The sequence below is a fragment of the Neobacillus sp. NPDC093127 genome, from assembly GCF_044754175.1.
Classification (GTDB): Bacteria; Bacillota; Bacilli; order Bacillales; family Cytobacillaceae; genus Neobacillus.
The window spans coordinates 1-18,644 of sequence record NZ_JBIVOP010000026.1 but is presented as its reverse complement, the minus strand read 5'-3'; the positions used below and the strand labels follow the sequence as shown (position 1 = coordinate 18,644).

20 protein-coding genes, 1 rRNA gene and 1 other annotated feature are annotated in these 18,644 nt (G+C 42.5%); all 21 genes read right to left on the bottom strand.

Going from position 1 to position 18,644, the window contains the following annotated elements; all coding sequences use genetic code 11:
- Positions 1 to 78 precede the first annotated feature (78 nt).
- Positions 79 to 504, bottom strand: coding sequence for a 50S ribosomal protein L11 (rplK, locus tag ACIQCO_RS24490; protein ID WP_066094659.1), 426 nt, complete (start codon positions 502 to 504; stop codon positions 79 to 81).
- 266 nt (positions 505 to 770) lie between these two features.
- On the bottom strand, positions 771 to 1,304 hold the full coding sequence (gene nusG, locus ACIQCO_RS24485; protein ID WP_400434022.1) for a transcription termination/antitermination protein NusG: 534 nt from the start codon (positions 1,302 to 1,304) through the stop codon (positions 771 to 773).
- A gap of 140 nt (positions 1,305 to 1,444) precedes the next feature.
- On the bottom strand, positions 1,445 to 1,624 hold the full coding sequence (gene secE, locus ACIQCO_RS24480; RefSeq protein WP_066094654.1) for a preprotein translocase subunit SecE: 180 nt from the start codon (positions 1,622 to 1,624) through the stop codon (positions 1,445 to 1,447).
- Positions 1,625 to 1,673: 49 nt separating this feature from the next.
- The gene (rpmG, locus tag ACIQCO_RS24475; protein ID WP_400434019.1) at positions 1,674 to 1,820 is read right to left on the bottom strand and encodes a 50S ribosomal protein L33; all 147 of its coding nucleotides are present in this window, start codon (positions 1,818 to 1,820) and stop codon (positions 1,674 to 1,676) included.
- 111 nt (positions 1,821 to 1,931) lie between these two features.
- The gene (gene sigH, locus ACIQCO_RS24470) at positions 1,932 to 2,582 is read right to left on the bottom strand and encodes an RNA polymerase sporulation sigma factor SigH (RefSeq protein ID WP_400434017.1); all 651 of its coding nucleotides are present in this window, start codon (positions 2,580 to 2,582) and stop codon (positions 1,932 to 1,934) included.
- A 70-nt stretch (positions 2,583 to 2,652) separates the two neighbouring features.
- Positions 2,653 to 3,162 carry an NYN domain-containing protein gene (locus ACIQCO_RS24465; RefSeq protein ID WP_400434014.1) on the bottom strand — a complete coding sequence of 170 codons (510 nt, stop codon included), beginning with the start codon at positions 3,160 to 3,162 and terminating at the stop codon, positions 2,653 to 2,655.
- A 3-nt stretch (positions 3,163 to 3,165) separates the two neighbouring features.
- Positions 3,166 to 3,909 carry a 23S rRNA (guanosine(2251)-2'-O)-methyltransferase RlmB gene (gene rlmB, locus ACIQCO_RS24460; protein WP_400434012.1) on the bottom strand — a complete coding sequence of 248 codons (744 nt, stop codon included), beginning with the start codon at positions 3,907 to 3,909 and terminating at the stop codon, positions 3,166 to 3,168.
- Positions 3,910 to 4,329 carry a Mini-ribonuclease 3 gene (locus ACIQCO_RS24455; protein ID WP_400434009.1) on the bottom strand — a complete coding sequence of 140 codons (420 nt, stop codon included), beginning with the start codon at positions 4,327 to 4,329 and terminating at the stop codon, positions 3,910 to 3,912.
- 3 nt (positions 4,330 to 4,332) lie between these two features.
- Positions 4,333 to 5,730: a cysteine--tRNA ligase gene (gene cysS / locus ACIQCO_RS24450; protein WP_400434006.1), complete on the bottom strand. Its 1,398-nt coding sequence runs from the start codon at positions 5,728 to 5,730 to the stop codon at positions 4,333 to 4,335.
- Positions 5,711 to 6,379 carry a serine O-acetyltransferase gene (gene cysE / locus ACIQCO_RS24445; protein WP_400434003.1) on the bottom strand — a complete coding sequence of 223 codons (669 nt, stop codon included), beginning with the start codon at positions 6,377 to 6,379 and terminating at the stop codon, positions 5,711 to 5,713. Before cysE ends, cysS begins: the two co-directional genes overlap by 20 nt.
- A 55-nt stretch (positions 6,380 to 6,434) precedes the next feature.
- Positions 6,435 to 6,679: a binding site (T-box leader), on the bottom strand.
- Between the two features lie 46 nt (positions 6,680 to 6,725).
- Positions 6,726 to 8,183: a glutamate--tRNA ligase gene (gene gltX / locus ACIQCO_RS24440; protein ID WP_400434000.1), complete on the bottom strand. Its 1,458-nt coding sequence runs from the start codon at positions 8,181 to 8,183 to the stop codon at positions 6,726 to 6,728.
- Positions 8,184 to 8,356: 173 nt separating this feature from the next.
- Positions 8,357 to 8,833: a 2-C-methyl-D-erythritol 2,4-cyclodiphosphate synthase gene (gene ispF / locus ACIQCO_RS24435; RefSeq protein WP_400433997.1), complete on the bottom strand. Its 477-nt coding sequence runs from the start codon at positions 8,831 to 8,833 to the stop codon at positions 8,357 to 8,359.
- 107 nt (positions 8,834 to 8,940) lie between these two features.
- The gene (gene ispD / locus ACIQCO_RS24430; RefSeq protein WP_400433995.1) at positions 8,941 to 9,645 is read right to left on the bottom strand and encodes a 2-C-methyl-D-erythritol 4-phosphate cytidylyltransferase; all 705 of its coding nucleotides are present in this window, start codon (positions 9,643 to 9,645) and stop codon (positions 8,941 to 8,943) included.
- A 76-nt stretch (positions 9,646 to 9,721) separates the two neighbouring features.
- A complete protein-coding gene (locus ACIQCO_RS24425; protein WP_400433992.1) occupies positions 9,722 to 10,810 on the bottom strand; it encodes a PIN/TRAM domain-containing protein in 1,089 nt (362 codons plus the stop codon).
- A 183-nt stretch (positions 10,811 to 10,993) separates the two neighbouring features.
- The gene (gene disA, locus ACIQCO_RS24420; protein ID WP_400433990.1) at positions 10,994 to 12,067 is read right to left on the bottom strand and encodes a DNA integrity scanning diadenylate cyclase DisA; all 1,074 of its coding nucleotides are present in this window, start codon (positions 12,065 to 12,067) and stop codon (positions 10,994 to 10,996) included.
- Between the two features lie 4 nt (positions 12,068 to 12,071).
- Complete coding sequence (radA, locus tag ACIQCO_RS24415) at positions 12,072 to 13,454, bottom strand: DNA repair protein RadA (protein ID WP_400433987.1); 1,383 nt, start codon at positions 13,452 to 13,454, stop codon at positions 12,072 to 12,074.
- A gap of 306 nt (positions 13,455 to 13,760) precedes the next feature.
- On the bottom strand, positions 13,761 to 16,202 hold the full coding sequence (clpC, locus tag ACIQCO_RS24410; RefSeq protein ID WP_400433984.1) for an ATP-dependent protease ATP-binding subunit ClpC: 2,442 nt from the start codon (positions 16,200 to 16,202) through the stop codon (positions 13,761 to 13,763).
- Positions 16,203 to 16,219: 17 nt separating this feature from the next.
- A complete protein-coding gene (gene mcsB / locus ACIQCO_RS24405; RefSeq protein WP_400433981.1) occupies positions 16,220 to 17,290 on the bottom strand; it encodes a protein-arginine kinase McsB in 1,071 nt (356 codons plus the stop codon).
- A gap of 1 nt (position 17,291) precedes the next feature.
- Positions 17,292 to 17,840 carry a protein-arginine kinase activator protein McsA gene (mcsA, locus tag ACIQCO_RS24400; RefSeq protein ID WP_400433978.1) on the bottom strand — a complete coding sequence of 183 codons (549 nt, stop codon included), beginning with the start codon at positions 17,838 to 17,840 and terminating at the stop codon, positions 17,292 to 17,294.
- Positions 17,841 to 17,866: 26 nt separating this feature from the next.
- Positions 17,867 to 18,331 (bottom strand): CtsR family transcriptional regulator, encoded by a 465-nt coding sequence (locus ACIQCO_RS24395; RefSeq protein ID WP_066094602.1) that lies wholly within the window; start codon positions 18,329 to 18,331, stop codon positions 17,867 to 17,869.
- 221 nt (positions 18,332 to 18,552) lie between these two features.
- Positions 18,553 to 18,644, bottom strand: a 5S ribosomal RNA gene (gene rrf, locus ACIQCO_RS24390); the annotation flags it as partial.

Sequence of the window (18,644 nt, the reverse complement as noted above, 5' to 3'; positions counted from 1 at the left end):
TAATTCTCCCACGAATAAGGGCTGCGAGTGAAATAACACCGTCGCAACCCCCTCATTACACCAAACAGTTCACATGGATTAGTCTTCGATAACGATTCCCATGCTGCGTGCAGTACCTTCGACCATGCGCATTGCTGCTTCAACGCTTGCTGCGTTTAGGTCAGGCATTTTTTGTTCCGCAATCCCGCGTACTGTATCACGCTTTACTGTTGCTACTTTATTACGGTTAGGTTCACCAGAACCAGACTGAATTCCAGCTGCTACTTTCAATAGAACGGCAGCAGGAGGAGTTTTCGTAATAAATGTAAATGAACGGTCTTCAAAAACCGTGATTTCAACAGGAATGATCAATCCAGCTTGATCTGCTGTACGAGCGTTAAATTCTTTACAGAATCCCATGATGTTAACACCGGCTTGACCTAGTGCAGGACCAACTGGCGGCGCTGGGTTTGCTTTACCAGCAGGAATTTGTAATTTAACGACTTTAATTACTTTTTTAGCCACGAGACACACCTCCTTAAAGTCCGTGATGTGGTAATTGGGTACCTTTGATTAGGACCCTCCCACTCAGGCATCTGTCTTTATATTATATTCATAAAGAACTTGATAAAAAGTCCCGTCTCACATTGGAGACATACTGACCTATGAAATATTACCACTTTTTAAAAATGATTTCAAGTTTTTTTACAATATCCATTAATATTTCTTTGAAACTTTGATAACTGTCTAGCTCCAGCAGCTAGTAAACTTCGCTAACCGGGCGCTTCCACTTATAATTTCTCAATCTGTGTAAAATCAAGCTCTACTGGGGTATCCCGGCCGAACATATTAACAAGAACTTTTAGCTTTGATCGATCCTTGTCTAATTCTTCAACAGACCCGGTAAAGTTTGCGAATGGACCTTCCTTCACTCGTACCGTTTCACCAAGTTCGTAATTAACATCGACGCGTTTTTCCTCTACACCCATCCGTTTAAGAATCATAACTACTTCTTCCGGAAGAAGCGGAGTTGGTTTGGAACCAGATCCCGCAGAGCCGACAAATCCCGTTACGCCAGGCGTATTGCGGACAACATACCAAGAATCGTCCGTCATCACAATTTCAACTAGGACATAACCTGGGAACACTTTCCGTTTGACTACTTTTTTCTTGCCGTTCTTGTAATCAGTCTCTTCTTCTTCAGGAACAACGACTCGGAATATTTTATCCGACATCCCCATTGATTCCACACGCTTTTCTAAGTTGGCTTTTACTTTATTTTCATACCCCGAGTACGTATGCACCACATACCAATTCTTTTCCATTTAAGAGGACTAGAGCGTCCGTCCCTCCTTATTCTATCAATTAAAGTTTATTTTTTTTAGCAAATGAAAAAACCCGCATAGACGGGCTTTTAGATAAAATTTCCTTTATTAATCACCATTATACCATGAAAGGTAACTTATTATTCAAGAATTAAACGAATCAATTTTGAAATTCCTAAATCAAGAACGGCGAAGAACGCTGCGAAAAAAACAACGGTCGATAATACAGTAACGGTGGAACGAGTTAATTCACCGCGCTTTGGCCAGCTGACCTTTCTCATTTCACGGATAACATCACTGAAGAACTTCTTTATGCGCATCTATCGTAACCCCCAAAATCTAAAGATAACTGCTATCATCTATCTAGTTTTATATTGTTTCCCGGTGTAACGTTTGGGTTGTGCAAGTTTTGCAGAATTTTTTCAATTCTAGCCTTTTTGTTTGTGTCTCTTTGCTGACGGTCGAATAATTCCGCGAGCCGCAGTCAACACAAGCAAGAATTACCTTTTTGCTCATATTTCGACACCTTCAACTAAATTTCTTATTTATCCATAAAAATGTACCATGGACCCTATTTAATGTCAATAACATTTGAGAACAGATTCATTATAATGGCAATGGTTCCAATTACAAGGAAAATTCACGAATTTCTAAGTAGCGCTCAAGTTTTCTTTTCACGCGCTGTAAGGCATTGTCAATCGATTTGACATGGCGATTAAGCTCCTCAGAAATCTCTTGATACGATTGACCATCTAAGTAAAGGGCTAAAACCTTCCGCTCTAAATCGCTTAATAATTCAGACATCTTTACTTCTATATGGTCAAACTCCTCTTGATTAATAATCAACTCTTCCGGGTCAAGTACTTTGGCACCTGACAGAACATCCATTAATGTCCGGTCTGATTCCTCATCATAAATAGGCTTGTCCAAAGAGACATAAGAATTCAACGGGATATGCTTCTGCCGTGTTGCTGTTTTAATCGCAGTAATAATTTGACGGGTAATACATAGCTCGGCAAATGCCTTGAAGGAGGTAAGCTTGTCCTCGCGAAAGTCACGAATCGCCTTATATAGTCCAATCATCCCTTCTTGGACAATATCTTCCTTATCTGCGCCGATTAAAAAATAGGATCTTGCTTTTGCACGTACAAAATTACGATACTTATGGATTAAATAATCCAATGCTTCACTATCACCCTGATGCACTAAGTCGACAATTCCCTCATCTTCCATTACAAAGAAGTGGTCATTGATTTTTGTCCCGAAGTCTGTACCCAACGTAGATCCCCTCCACCGAACAAGCATACATATTAACAGTATACATTAGAAATATTTTGAAGTCGAGAGCTCATTTCTGCCCTCTACGCCATTTTTCAAAAATTTCTGCCATTTCATCGCTAATCGGTATTTTGGAAACTGGTTTTTTTTCTTGGATAATCCTCACCTTTTTTTCAATCCCTTTTTCAATCGAGGACATTTCTATAAGGAGCTCCCGGGCAGACTTCCTTAGAGCCCCTTGTCCAAAAATCGCCCATTGTTCTGTGAAATCAGAGGTAGCTACATGTACTTGAGTTCTCCGATTGTTTAAACTAATCGCCAGTTTTTCAATCCGCTCATCCGCCGTTTCATTTTCCTTCGTAAAAATGACTTCTACTTTATGGTTTTTATATTTTTTTTCTGTCCCTTGTACATAATAGGCATCAAATACAACAATGACACGGTAACCAGAAAAGGCTTGGTATTCAGCCATTCTTTCCACTAAGCGGTCCCTTGCCGCGGGCAGATCACGATCCTTTAACTCCCTTAGCTCCGGCCAGGCACCGATAATGTTATATCCATCAACGAGCAGGATATCCATAAGCTACCTCTCGAGCGGATGCCGTTTTCGGTAAACCTCATACATGAGCAATGCCGCAGCTACAGAGGCATTCAAGGATGTTACCTTCCCCGCCATCGGCAAATGAATGAGAAAATCACATTTTTCCCCGATGAGCCGGCCCATCCCTTTCCCTTCACTGCCGATGACTAATCCGAGCGGCAGTGTACCATCTATTTGGCGGTAATCTTGCTTGCCTTTGGCGTCTGTTCCGGCAATCCATACTCCCCGTTCCTTTAATTCATCTATCGTCCGCGCCATATTGGTCACGCGGGCTACCGGTATATATTCAATTGCGCCAGTCGAGGCTTTTGCAACTGTCGCCGTTAGACCGACAGCCCTTCGCTTCGGAATAATAATTCCATGCGCTCCGGCCGCATCCGCCGTCCTCATAATTGAACCCAGGTTATGCGGGTCCTCAATTTCATCCAACAATAGGAAGAATGGAGCTTCGTTTTTCTTTTCTGCCGCCGCAAACAAATCATCGATTTCCGCATATTGATAGGCAGCAACATAGGCCAAGACCCCTTGATGATTTTCTCCCGAGATTTGGTCTATTTTTTTCTTCGGGACAAATTGGACGAGCACATTTGCTTCTTTTGCTAATTGGGTAATCTGCTGCATCTGCCCGCGCTGCGACCCTTCCGCAATTAAGATTTTATTAATATCCCTTTCTGATTTAAGTGCTTCGATAACTGGATTTTTTCCAACGATGTATTCCTGGTCCATCTAGCGTTCCTCCTTTCTTTCCTCCACATATAAAAATGCCTTCTGAATAAGCTCCTCTAACCGATCCTGTCTGCTCGTTAAATATAAATAGCCCATCAACGCTTCAAACGCTGTACTGTAGTGATAGGTCTGAACATCTGTATTTTTCGGAACGGTCCCTGATTTTGCATTTCTGCCGCGGAGGACCACAGCTAATTCTTCTTCGTCCAGCAGGTTATCTTCCTTCATCTGAAAAAGAATTTGGCATTGCGCCTTCGCCGATACGTACTTCGTTGCCGTACGATGCAGTTGATTCGGTCTAACCTTACCGCTGTACAAAAGGTGCCGTCTTACATAGGTTTCAAAGATTGCATCACCCATGTAGGCCAGCGCGAGGCTGTTTAACTGTTTCACATCAACTGTCTGTTCATAATCAAGCATAAATTAGCCTCTTTTCCACCTAGTACCTTGCGGTGTGTCTTCTAATATAATATTCATGTCCTTTAATTGATCTCTAATTTGATCGGACAATTGGAAGTTACGGTCTTTCCGTGCCTGAATTCGTTTTTCAATCAACGCATCAATTTCTTCATCCAGTAATTCTTCACTTTCAAGCGTCATCCCTAGGACAAGAAATAATTCGTCAAATTGGTTAGTAAACGCCTCAATAACTTCCACTGCGGTATTCTTCTCTAAGAGGTAATAATTAGCCAGCTTTGAAAGGTCAAATAAGACAGAAATGGCCTTAGCTGTATTAAAGTCATCATCCATAGCCTCAATAAATTGTTCACTTACAGCCGCTATTTTATCAAGCCACTCATGATTATTACTCGTTAAATTCGTACTCGCCTCTTTGCGATGCTTTAAATTTTGATAAGAGGTTGTCAGGCGTTCCAAGGCAGCCTTTGTGCTCTCCAATAATTCCTCGCTGTAATTAATCGGATTGCGGTAATGGACGGATAACATAAAAAACCGTAACACTTGCGGATTATGTTTTTTAATAATTTCATGAACTAATACAAAATTGCCAAGTGATTTAGACATTTTTTCATTATCGATATTGATATAGCCGTTATGCATCCAGTAGTTGGCGAAGGGTTTACCGGTAAGGGCCTCTGTTTGGGCAATTTCATTTTCATGGTGCGGGAACGTCAAATCCTGACCGCCGGCATGGATGTCAATCGTTTCGCCTAAATACTTTTTCGCCATTGCTGAACATTCAATATGCCAGCCTGGGCGGCCAAGGCCCCATGGGCTTTCCCAGTAGATTTCCCCTTCTTTTACCGCTTTCCATAAGGCAAAGTCTAGATCATCTTGCTTTTTATCGCCGACTTCAATTCTTGCTCCAACCTGGAGGTCATCGATTGATTGATGGGACAGCTTGCCGTAACCATCAAATTTTCTTGTTCGAAAATAAACATCGCCTTCTGATTCATAAGCATAGCCCTTTTCGATTAATTGGCTGATGAAATCAATGATGATTCCCATGTTTTCCATGACCCGTGGATGGACATTTGCTTTTTTGCATCCTAATGCGGAAACATCCTCATGGTAGGCGCTGATAAAACGGTCGGCAATGGCTGGGACGTCTTCTCCTAACTGATTGGCCGCCCGAATCAACTTGTCATCGACATCGGTAAAGTTCGATACGTACTTAACATCATAGCCGCGGTATTCAAAATAGCGCCGGACCGTATCAAAGACAATCGCCGGGCGGGCATTCCCAATATGGATATAATTATAGACAGTCGGACCGCAAACATACATTTTGACCTTTCCTTCTTCGAGCGGTACGAAAGCTTCTTTTTTGCGCGTAAGTGTATTATAAATTTGAATGTTCATTAAAGTTTATCCTTTCACCTTTTATTTCTTCCAGCTCTTTCTTTAGCTCATCTAGTTCATTTTGCATTTCTCTTAAGCGGTCGGCAACTGGATCTGGCAGGTCACAGTGGTTCAGGTCTTTATTAATCCGTTTCCCATCTTGAATGACAACCCTGCCCGGAATCCCCACCACGGTTGAATTTGGGGGGACTTCTTTTAAGACAACCGAGCCGCCGCCAATTTTTGAATTCTCTCCAATCGTAATCGATCCGAGTACTTTCGCTCCGGTGGCAATCAGGACATTATCCTTAATCGTAGGATGCCGTTTCCCTTTTTCTTTCCCCGTTCCACCCAGCGTTACTCCTTGATAGATAGTTACATTATCCCCAATTTCACATGTTTCCCCAATCACCACGCCCATCCCGTGGTCAATAAAAAATTTCCTTCCTATTTTTGCCCCTGGATGGATTTCAATTCCGGTAAAAAACCGGCTTATTTGCGAAATCACCCTGGCAAGGAAAAGTAATTTACGATTAAATAATGCGTGCGCCACCCGATGTGCCCAAATAGCGTGTAAGCCTGAATAGGTCAGGATTACCTCAATGGAGCTTCTTGCTGCAGGATCCTGTTCAAAAACAACCCGAACGTCCTCCCTCAACTTTTCGAACATTGCCGTTTCCCCCCCTTTGTGCTTAGATAATAAAAAAAACGCCCCTGTCGTATTCGACAGAGACGCTTGTGCGCGGTTCCACTCTGATTAGACCGGATTAGCTCATCAGAAATCGAAGCTAGATACTGGTCTCACTCTACCTGTTAACGGATAGGTTCCGCCCATATCTACTTGAGTTGACTCTTTCGAAACGGGGCTCAGAGGTGCATTTCAAAAAATGAGGAGCTTAAACCACTTTCAGCCGGTGATGGTTCTCTCTTTCAGCATCATTTTTTTACTTTTCCTCTTCAACACTTTAGAATGTATGAAATTCTTTCCTTTACTATATTACATTTCCCCAATAATGTTAACCAATAATTTTTTGAATTCTCATTTGGACTTTATTTTTACCTAAGAGTTCAATTGCTTGCGGCAAGTCTGGCCCGTGTGTCTGACCTGTTACTGCGGCACGAATCGGCATAAATAGATTCTTTCCTTTTTGGCCAGTGGACTTTTGCACAGCTTTCATCGCTGCCTTAATTCCATCGGCTTGAAAGCTTTCAAGCTGGTCAAGTTCGTTTGAAAATGCCTTTAATACTTCCGGCACCTGTTCGCCAGAGAGAATTTCCTTCGCATCTTCTTCATATTCAGCATCATCTTTAAAGAACATATCTGATAACTCAATGATTTCTGCACCAAAGCTCATTTTTTCCTGTAACAGGGCTGCTAATCCGCGGGCCCAGTGATGCTCTTCATCGGTCAGATTTGCAGGTAAACGTCCCGCCTTAATTAAGTGTGGAAGCGCAAGTTCAAGGACCCGGTCAACCTCAATCTTTTTCATGTATTGATTGTTCATCCATGTTAGCTTTTGCTTATCAAATAAAGCGGGTGATTTGGAGAGGCGATTCGCATCAAACAGCTCAATAAACTCATTTTTAGAGTGAATTTCCTCTTCACCACCTGGCGACCAGCCAAGCAACGTTATAAAGTTAAATAAAGCTTCCGGAAGATAGCCCAAATCCTCATATTGTTCAATAAATTGAATGATCGATTCATCACGCTTGCTTAGTTTCTTGCGGCTTTCGTTGACAATCAATGTCATATGGCCAAAAATTGGCGGCTCCCATCCCAATGCCTCATAAACCATCAGCTGTTTAGGTGTGTTAGAAATATGATCATCTCCGCGAAGGACATGGGAAATCTCCATTAAATGATCATCAATGGCTACAGCAAAATTATAGGTTGGCGTTCCATCCTTTTTAATGATGACCCAGTCGCCCATTCCTTCTGATTCAAAGGAAACAGGTCCTTTTACCATATCATCAAACGTATAAGTCTTACCTTCTGGTACTGCAATACGAAGGCTTGGCTCGCGGCCTTCGCTTTCTAATCTTTGGCGGTCCTCCGGAGTTAAATGACGGCATTTACCGGAATAATGGGGATTTTCGCCCCTTTCAGATTGAGCCTCGCGCTCAGCTTCTATCTCAGCTTCAGTACAATAACATTTGTACGCATGTCCTGTCTCTAGTAATTGTTTGTAGTACGTTTCATAAATATCATTTCTTTCCGATTGACGGTACGGACCAAAATCCCCGCCGGTATCAACACTTTCATCCCAATCGATACCAAGCCATTTTAAATATTTTAACTGGCTTTCTTCTCCGCCGGCAATATTCCGCTTTTTATCTGTATCCTCAATGCGGATAATAAATTTACCGCCTTGATTCCGAGCAAACAAATAATTGAATAGCGCTGTACGGGCATTTCCAATATGTAAATGTCCTGTTGGACTTGGAGCATACCTTACACGAACTTCGTTTGACATATTAATGCCTCCATTCAGAAAAGCGGAAGCGCCTTGCTCAGGGGCGACCGGCATAAGACGAGCAGGCGAGAAGGCTGTTCTTTAGCCTTCTTGACGGATTGGCTTATGACCCGAGCCCCTAGGCGCTGAAGCTAGACACTTTTCCAAGTTTAAATTTCCACTAAAATATTTTATCATTTCTTTTTCAATAAGACTACTACTTGGGAGGCAATTCCCTCTCCTCTGCCGGTAAAGCCGAGCTTCTCCGTCGTTGTCGCCTTTACATTGATTTGCTCCGGTGCTGCTTCTAGTAATTCAGCAATCCGTGCACGCATTTGATCAATGTAGGGAGCCATTTTTGGTTTTTGAGCGATGATGGTGCAATCAGCATTGACAAGCTCGTACCCCTTATCCTTAACGAGCTGCCATACATGCTCCATTAGCTTCGCGGAGTCAGCATCCTTAAAGTTTGGATCTGTATCGGGAAAATGTCTGCCGATATCGCCCTCCCCAATCGCCCCAAGACAAGCATCTGAAACGGTATGTAATAATACATCCGCATCAGAATGACCTAAAAGGCCTTTTTCATATGGAATCGTTATGCCGCCAACAATCAGCGGACGTCCTTCTGTTAATTGGTGAACATCAAAGCCTTGTCCAATTCGAAACATCATTAAAAACCCCTTTTTTTCTATTGTCTAGCTACAGCGCCTAGGGGCTCGAGATCATAAGCCAATCCGTCGAGAAGGTTAAAGAACAACCTTCCCGCCGGCTCGTCTTATGCTTGTCGCCCCTGGTCAAGGCGCTTCCGCTTTTCTAGTATTGCTTCTGCAAAAAATAAATCTTCTGGTGTGGTCAGCTTAATATTATCGTAGTTTCCTTCCACAATTGCTACGGGATGGTTTAGCCGCTCCACTAAACTGGAATCATCTGTTCCAAGAAAGCAGTCTTTTTCAGCCTGTTCATATGCCTGTCTAAGCAAGGAAATGCGAAAAGCTTGTGGGGTTTGAACAGCCCACAAGCTTGAACGCTCGACAGTTTCTACTACCACACCACTTTGTATCTTTTTCATCGTGTCCTTTGCCGGTACTCCCATAATAGCAGCACTGGTTTCTTCCGCAGTTGTGATTAATCGGTGGATTTGTTCCTTTTGGATAAATGGTCTTGCTGCATCATGAACAAGAATAATTCCATCAGACTCCGCTGTTTTCAGAGCATTATAAATGCTATGCTGACGTTCTTCTCCGCCTGGTACTAGATTACTTACTTTCGTCACATTATACCTTGTCAGCAAAGCTTTAAATTCCGCCTCATCCTGCGGGTGAATGGCTAGAATAATCCCCGTGCAGGCTTCATCCTCTTCAAAAACCCTTAATGTATGGATCAGCACAGGCATACCATTGAGTTCTAATAAAAGTTTGTTTTTTCCTGCTCCCATTCTTTTTCCCATGCCAGCTGCAGGGAGAATGACTTGGTAAGTCATATGATTACCTCTCTCTATCTGTCTAGCTCCAGCGTCAAGCCCCTCGAGGAAGACCAAGGCGCTTCCGCTTTTCCGGCTATAAAGCTTTTTCGAGTAATTTTGGTTTGGCAAAAATCATCCTGCCGGCAGAGGTTTGAAGAACACTTGTCACAAGAACCTCGATTCTTTTTCCAATGTATTCTCTTCCTTCTTCGACAACAATCATCGTTCCGTCATCTAAATAGGCCACGCCTTGATGATACTCTTTTCCATCCTTAATCACTTGGACCGTTAGTTCTTCACCGGGAAGAACTACTGGTTTCACGGCGTTCGCTAAATCATTGATGTTTAAAACGGAAACATTCTGAAATTCACATACCTTGTTTAAGTTAAAATCATTGGTGACTAGGATGCCATTTGTTATTTTCGCAAGCTTCACCAGCTTCGAATCTACTTCGCTAATTTCTTCAAAATCACCCTCGTAAATTTCGACCTTAATCGATAGTTCCTTTTGAATACGGTTTAAGATGTCCAAGCCTCTGCGGCCGCGATTTCGTTTCAAGACATCAGAAGAATCAGCGATATGTTGTAATTCCTCAAGCACGAACTGGGGAATAATAATGGTTCCTTCCAAGAATCCTGTCTGACAAATATCGGCAACACGGCCATCAATAATAACACTAGTATCTAATATCTTCCAATCCAAACCAATAGCCTTTTCGTTCTCCTCGTCGGCTGTCTTTTTCTTATTGCTTCGATTGCCAAAAAGTCCTAGCAATTCATCCCTTTTTTTGAAACCTACCTGAAAGCCAAGGTAGCCAAACAATAGCGTCAGCAAAATAGGCGCGACGGCATTTAAAAATTGTACTTGTACAGCATTTAGCGCAAAACCAATCAAAAAAGCAACAATCAAACCAAAAATCAATCCTACGCTGCCGAAAAGCACATCCGTTACAGGGATTTTCACTAACGAATCTTCAGCCCATTTAATAAAATTAAAGACATAATCTACTGCCCAAAAGGTTATAAGATAAAAAATAATAGCACCTATAATAGCAGTAACATACGAATTGTTAATCACTGGAATGTCATTGATATGAAATAATTTGAACAATTCCGGTAATAACAAGATTCCCAGCGTGCCTCCAATGATGAGGAAGCAAACTTGCACAATACGTTTTAACATTCCTTCACCTCCTCTAATTCATTATAAACATATTCCCAGAATTGAAACCTTGATTTGTTGATTATTTTTCCAAATTGTAAACGGTTTGAAATATAAATGTTATCTTCATGTCTTACTATCCATAGGGTAGCACTGGAAAAAAATTGTGTCAAACAAACGGTGGCGTGGAAGGCACTAAGGCTCTTATAGCTGCCGCTCGGTGTTTAAACGCTCCTTTATCAATCGAAAGCCTTCTTGGATTTTCTTTGCCCGCACTTCGCCGATTCCCTCTACATCATCCAGGTTTTCCACGGTGGCAGAGGTAATGTTTGACAGCTCACCAAAACTACTGATGAGATTTTCAATAATGATCGTCGGTAGTCTTGGTATCTTTTGAAGGATTCGATAGCCGCGCGGATTTTTGTTTTCCTCTAAATGAACATAACCAAGATACCCCATAAGCTTTAATAAAACGATATCCTCAATTGAGCCGTGATTCGCTAAAACCTGCATTCGATTTAGGACATCCTGGGCTTTAATGTCACGTTCGAAGGCATAATCCTTAATAATGAGCATGACCTCTTTTTCCAAATCGGTTAAAATCTCATTCAACTGCAGGCGTATGAGCCGTCCCTCTGTCCCAAGCTCGTGCAGATAGGTTAACAATTCATTTTTAATCTTTAAGACCATTTCAAAACGGTGGAGAACTAGTAAAAAATCGTTATATGTAACCGATTCCTCAAACTCTAAAATACTCAAATTAGTGATACTATGCTCCAGCACTACCTTGTACTTTTCCAGCGTCTGAATCGCTTGATTGGCTTTTGCTAAGATGACCGCAATATCCTTTAACGCATAGCGGAAATTTCCTTGATATAGGGTAATGACATTTCTTCGTTGAGAAATCGCGATACATAAGGCCTTTGTCTGCTTAGCAGCCCTTTCGGCGGTGCGGTGGCGCATCCCTGTTTCTGTCGATGGTATTTCCGAGTTTGGGACAAGCTGAGCATTAGCAAAAAGAATCTTGCTGCCTAATTCATTTAAGATGATGGCACCATCCATTTTTGCCAGTTCATATAAAAAGCTTGGCGAAAAAGGGCAGTTGATTTCAAAGCCGCCGTCAACAATCCCTTTTACCTTATCGTTATACCCTATAACGATAAGACCCCCTGTTTTCGCCCGGAGGACATTATCAATTCCCTCGCGAATCGGTGTACCTGGTGCAAGAAACTGTAGAATATCACTGACAGACTGCTCACCAAGCTTCTTATTTTCCATTGAGTTAACCTCCCAGAGCTGCTTTTAGTGCTTCACTGACAGATGAAACACCAATGAGTTGGACACCGGCTGGCCCCTTCCAGCCGCTCAAATTATTTGCAGGTAATATCACACGTTCAAAGCCCAGCTTTGCGGCTTCCTGAACACGCTGCTCAATTCTTGAAACTCTTCTTACTTCACCAGTTAATCCCACTTCGCCAATAATGCAATCCGTTGGCCTTGTTGGTTTATCTCTGAAACTAGAGGCAATACTGACAGCAACAGCGAGGTCAATCGCCGGTTCATCCAATTTGACGCCTCCGGCTACTTTTAAATAGGCATCTTGATTTTGCAGCAGCATCCCGACCCGCTTTTCCAAGACCGCCATTAAAAGCGGGACTCTGTTATGGTCAATCCCCGTTGCCATTCTTCTCGGATTCCCGAAGCTTGTCGGCGAGATTAATGCCTGGATTTCAACAAGGACTGGCCGCGTTCCTTCCATCGAGGCAACGACAGTCGAGCCTGCCGCACCGCGTGAACGTTCTTCCAGAAAAATTTCCGATGGATTTTCCACTTCATCAAGACCAAATTCCTTCATTTCAAAAATACCCATTTCGTTGGTTGAGCCAAAGCGATTTTTCACGGCCCTAAGAATTCGGTAAGTGTGATGTCTCTCCCCTTCAAAATATAGAACGGTATCCACCATATGCTCAAGCAGTCTCGGACCGGCGATCGAACCTTCTTTCGTTACGTGCCCGACAATAAAAATAGCAATTCCTTTAGTTTTGCCAATTCTCATTAATTCAGACGTACATTCACGGACCTGTGATACACTGCCCGGAGCGGACGTTACATCGGGATGAAAGATGGTTTGAATGGAATCAATGATAACGAAACTTGGGTTTGTTCCTTCAATGGTCCGGTTAATTTCTTCCAAATTTGTTTCAGCATAGACGAACAAATTTGCCGATGATATCCCTAATCGTTCTGCCCGGAGTTTTGTTTGCCGCAACGATTCCTCACCGGAGATATATAAAACCTGATTGCCTTTATTGGCAAGCTGCGAAGATACTTGCAGAAGCAGGGTTGATTTGCCAATCCCAGGGTCGCCGCCTATTAATACTAACGAACCCTTAACCACGCCTCCGCCTAGCACCCGGTTCAGTTCATTTAAGTCGGTTAAAATTCTCGGTTCATTTTCCATTTCAATCGTATTGATCGCCATTGGTTTAGATAACACGGTTGAACCGCCTTGAGAATGTGCAAAGGCTCCCCGTCTTGCCGCACCCGTTACTTCCACTTCTTCAACCATCTTATTCCACTGTCCACAGCCAGGACATTTCCCCATCCACTTAGGGGATTCATACCCGCACTCTTGACAGATAAACTTTGTTTTTCGTTTTGCCATCAGACTTCCCTCTCCTGCGATCTTAAAAATTAGGCTGTGTTAAAGAATATTGTTGATTTTGATAACAATGTTGATTGGAGTGGAAGGCGCGAGACTCCTGCGGGAGCAGCGGGACAGGTGAGACCCCGCAGGCGCTTTAGCGCCGAGGAGGCTCACCGCCCGCCCCGCGGAAAGCGAAGCGCCTGGAACGGAAATCAACATTCACTTTTAACACAGCCAAAAATTAAAAAAAGAGGTACACGATTTGACTTTATTCACGTGTGTACCTCTGCTGTTGTAAAGCATCTAAATTCAATATTGATGATTCTATTTACCTAAGCTTACTTTCTCGGTCATTTTTACAATAAATTCACCATTATCCACATCAATGACAGCATGCTGACCTGTTAATAATTTCCCTTTTAATAGCTCTTCAGACAACCGGTCTTCAATATGCTTTTGAATCGCACGGCGCAGAGGTCTGGCCCCATACTCTGGGTCGTATCCCTCTTGTGAAATTTTCTCCTTCGCTGCCTCCGTTAACTCTATCGAAATATCCTGTTCCTTTAAGCGTTTGATTAACTGATCAGACAACAAGGTGACAATTTCATTAAGATGCTTTCTCTCCAACGCATGGAATACAATGATTTCATCAATCCGATTCAAGAATTCAGGACGGAAGGCTTTCTTGAGTTCCTCCATCACTTTACTCTTCATGTCTTTGTAATCCTGCTCACCATCCTGGATATTAAAGCCAACATACTTGTTGCGTTTAAGCGATTCAGCACCAACATTGGACGTCATAATCAGGACAGTATTACGGAAATCAACTGTTCTTCCTTTTGAATCCGTCAACCGGCCATCCTCAAGTACTTGTAGGAGGATATTAAATACATCCGGATGCGCCTTCTCAATTTCATCCAGCAAGATAACAGAGTACGGTTTCCTGCGGACCTTCTCCGTTAATTGACCGCCTTCTTCATAGCCGACATATCCCGGCGGCGAACCTACAAGCCTTGATGTAGAATGCTTCTCCATGTATTCGGACATATCGATTCGAATCATCGCATCCTCATCACCAAACATCGCCTCAGCCAAGGCACGGGCTAATTCGGTTTTTCCCACCCCGGTTGGTCCAAGGAAAACAAAGGAACCTATCGGGCGCTTTGGATCTTTTAATCCTGCCCTTGCCCGGCGAACGGCCTTTGAGACAGCTTTAACAGCTTCCTCCTGACCAATAATTCGGGAATGGAGGACTTCCTCTAAATTAAGTAACTTTGCTGTTTCCGTTTCGGCAAGCTTGGAGACAGGGACGCCGGTCCAGCTTGAAACCACACTGGCGATATCCTCTACTGTTACTTCATTGTTTTCTTTTCCTTGCTTTTCTTTCCATGTCTTCTTCGTCTCTTCTAGCTGTTCACGAAGACGCTGTTCTGTATCCCTTAATGATGCCGCTTTTTCAAATTCCTGACTTTGAACAGCGGAATCCTTTTCTTTTCGTACTTCCTCAAGTTTAACCTCTAATTCTTTTAAATTCGGAGGTGTTGTATAAGAACGAAGCCGTACTTTTGAACCTGCTTCATCAATTAAATCAATTGCTTTATCCGGCAGGAAGCGGTCAGAAATATAACGGTCTGAGAGCTTAACAGCTGCCTGGATGGCTTCATCGGTAATGGAAACGCGGTGATGGGCTTCGTAGCGGTCACGCAATCCTTCTAAAATTTGAACCGATTCTGCAGCCGTTGGTTCATCAACACGAATCGGCTGAAACCGTCTTTCCAGCGCCGCATCTTTTTCAATATATTTCCGGTACTCATCAAGTGTTGTTGCTCCAATACACTGAAGTTCTCCGCGGGCAAGGGATGGTTTTAAAATATTCGAAGCATCAATCGCCCCTTCAGCACCGCCAGCGCCAATTAAGGTGTGGAGCTCATCAATGAATAAAATAATATTTCCAGCTTGGCGGATTTCATCCATGACTTTTTTCAGACGGTCCTCAAATTCACCGCGGTATTTCGTCCCTGCTACAACGGTTCCCATATCCAGAGTCATTACTCGTTTATCACGAAGGATTTCCGGTATTTCGTTATTAACAATTTGCTGTGCAAGTCCTTCTGCAATCGCCGTTTTACCAACACCCGGCTCACCGATTAATACAGGGTTATTTTTCGTCCGGCGGCTTAATACCTCAATAACACGTTGAATTTCCTTGCTCCGGCCAATTACTGGGTCAAGGCTGCCTTCACGGGCAATAGCTGTTAAATCTCTGGCGAGGCTGTCAAGTGTCGGCGTGTTTGCACTGACAGAGGCGCCTCCCTGATGGCCGCTGGATTCGTTACTGCCTAATAATTGAAGCACCTGCTGGCGTGCTTTATTTAAACTTACACCAAGGTTATTAAGTACGCGGGCAGCAACCCCTTCTCCCTCACGGATTAACCCAAGGAGAATGTGCTCTGTGCCCACATAGGAATGTCCTAACTTACGAGCCTCATCCATTGATAATTCAATGACCTTTTTAGCCCTAGGAGTATAATGAATCGTTTGAGCTGTTTCTTGGCCCTTACCAATTAAATTCTCCACTTCTTTTTGAATTTTGTCAGAGCCTAAACCAAGACCATTAAGTGCTTTCGCAGCAATTCCTTCCCCTTCGCGAACTAATCCCAATAAAATATGCTCTGTACCTATGTTGTTATGCAAAAGACGAATTGCTTCTTCTTGAGCTAATGCAAGAACTTTTTGTGCTCTTTCAGTAAAACGGCCAAACATCATATTCTCTTCCTCCTCACCTATTTTTCCTGCTCCATTTTTAGTCGTTCCCTAATTAATGCTGCACGTCTGATATCTCGTTCATGCGGCCGTAATGGACCGCCGGCATATTGCTGTAAAAACCCTGGCTGGGTTAAAATCATTAATTCATTTAAAATTGTTTTAGGTAATTTCTCGATATACCCCATATCGATTCCAAGCCGAACATCCGATAAACACCTGGCTGCCTCTTTTGACTCAATAATTCGGCTATTAGCCAGCACGCCTAAGGAGCGGAATATCCTATCTTCTAATTGTATGTTCGAAGTCTTTCGTAATGCTTCACGGGCCGACCTTTCTTGTGAAATAAGCTGGCTTACCACCCCTTTAAGATCACGGCCAATATCCTCTTCCGATTTACCAAGCGTTATTTGATTAGATATTTGAAAGATATTCCCTAACGCCTCACTGCCTTCACCATAAATCCCTCTGACAACAAGACCCAATTGGTGGATGGCTGGAATAATTCGATTGATTTGCTGGGTTAAGATTAACCCTGGCAAGTGCATCATGACGGAAGAACGGAGTCCTGTGCCAACATTGGTTGGACAGCTTGTTAAATAGCCGTGCTTTTCATCAAAGGCATATTGAATGTTACTTTCAAGCCAATCATCAATTTCATTAGCCGCATCCAATGCCTCCGATAATTGCAGCCCGGGGAACAGGCATTGAATCCGAATATGATCCTCTTCATTAATCATAATACTAACTTCTTCATTTTCGGTTAATAAAACAGCACCATAGGGTGAATCCTCAGCCAGATGGGGACTAATCAAATGCTTTTCGACTAATACCCTTTTTTGAAGCGGCTGCATTTCATCGATTTTCAACAATTCCATTTGACCAAATTTTTGAAAATCCGATTTTCCTATTGTTTCTTCCATATTTCCAATAATCATTTTTGCTTCTTCATGTGAAAAAAGTGTTGGAAATTTATAGTCCTTGAAGTTCCGCGCCAAACGGATTCGGGAACTTAGGACAATATCTGAATCAGGTCCTTCCTCACTCATCCAGGAGCTGACAGCTGTCTTTAGAAAACGTTCAAGCGACACGCTATTCCCCTCCCTTATCGCTTCCAGCTAATTTTTTCTCTAATGTACGGATTTCATCGCGAATCTCGGCCGCTTTCTCAAATTCTTCTTGGGTGATAGAATTTTTTAAGTTATTCTTCAATTCTTCTATATGTTTACGAAGATGAAGGCCGCCGCCAATTCTTTTTGGAATTTTGCCGTTATGTGTCCAGTTTCCACTGTGGAGGCGCCTTAAAACTGGATTTAACTGTTCTTCAAAGGTTTCATAGCAATGGGCACAACCAAAGCGACCTACCTTTAAAAACTGCGGAAACGTCATCGAACAGTTATCACATTGAAGGATTTCCTCCTGGTGGAACGGACTTTGACTTGGCTTTTGAAAAGCAGGATCGATATTTAATAAACCTGCTAATAGATTATTAAAGGCAAATCCTGTTTCGCTAGTAAAAATAAACATTTCACCCTTTTCCTGAGCACACTTCTCACAAAGCTGTACTTCGGTCTTTTCACCATTAATTATTTTGGTGAAATGAAGTGCTGCAGGCCTTTGATTACACTCCTGGCAAATCATTGCTTTCACCTCTCCGGCTGCGTCAATTATTTATAATATTTTAAAGATGTTAACATTGCTTTTAACATTCTTGCTCTTAATTCATCCCGATACGGAAGATCAATATATAAAACAGAACGATCAATAACACTCAGCATAATTTTCGCTTCGCGCTTTGTAATAATTTCCTCTTGGACAAGGCGGATAATGACATCTTCAGCACTTGTTTGACTAATTCGGCTTTGGACAAGCGTAAGCAATTGGTCAATTAAATGGGCCAAATCATGTGATTGAACTTTTATTATCCGAATATAACCGCCGCCGCCCCGTTTACTTTCTACAATGTACCCTCTTTCAATGGTAAAGCGGGTATTGATTACATAGTTAATTTGCGAAGGAACACATTGAAATTTATCAGCTATTTCACTTCTTTTAATTTCAACAAGATCCTTTTCACTCATTTCCAAAACTTGTTTTAAGTACTTTTCAATAATATCGGAGATGTTCCGCATTTTCCCACCCCCTATCTTTTGACTTTGACTATATTTGACTTAAATTATACTCAAATTTTTCTTAGGATGCAACGATTCACTACTATTGATTTTCCCCAAATCCCGCAGTTGTAAAACCTGCCATTTATTTAAATAATATCTTGTTGATTGGTTTAAGAAAGAAAAGTAAACATTGAAAACGCAAAAAGGACAACCTTTTCAGGTTATCCTTCGCTAAATTTGCCTGGCAGCGTCCTACTCTCACAGGGGCGCCTGCCCCAACTACCATCGGCGCTGAGAAGCTTAACTTCCGTGTTCGGTATGGGAACGGGTG